Genomic DNA, 576 nt, shown 5'->3' with positions numbered 1-576 from the left:
CAGATGTAAGCTATGCCGTTGTTGTGCGTGAGATTAATCCTCAACGCGATATTGAGGTTTACCAAGTTAACCTTGCTAATGCGATTCTTTCTCCAACGAGTAAAGATAACTTGAAGCTGAATTCTCGCGATCGAGTCTTGGTGTTTAACCGCTTCAATAACGAAGATTTGGATACGTTAGCGGATCAAGAAACCGTTTCCAAAGCGAAAACCTTAGAGCAAGCTCAACTTCAAGCGCAACAAGAGCAGTTGAAAGAGCAAGAGGTAATGAGCTCATCAGTTGCTGTTTCTTCTGCAACTCCGCTAGAAAAAGATTCAAAACAACCAAAGATTGTATTCCGTGGTAAAGAAATCACGAAAGATGATTTTGAGGTGTTAAAACAAAATACTCGCCGCACATTGCTTGCTCCCGTTCTGCTGCAACTTCAACAGCAATCGCGTTTAGGCTTGGCTCCACAAATTGCAGAAGTATTCGGTGAGGTAAAATATCCAGGGCGCTACCCAATTACTCCGCGCATGACGATTTCTACCTTAATTGAGGCAGCTGGCGGCTTAACTTATAACGCATTTACCATCA

Annotated in this window: 1 protein-coding gene; it reads left to right on the top strand. The window is 42.9% G+C overall.

The window, feature by feature from the left end; translation table 11 throughout:
- Positions 1–576: SLBB domain-containing protein (locus tag R7Z50_RS29550; protein WP_318150021.1), on the top strand; the 576-nt coding region annotated here is incomplete at both ends.

The sequence above is a fragment of the Vibrio sp. 1249-1 genome, assembly GCF_033340495.1.
This window is presented reverse-complemented; position numbering and strand designations above follow the sequence as displayed.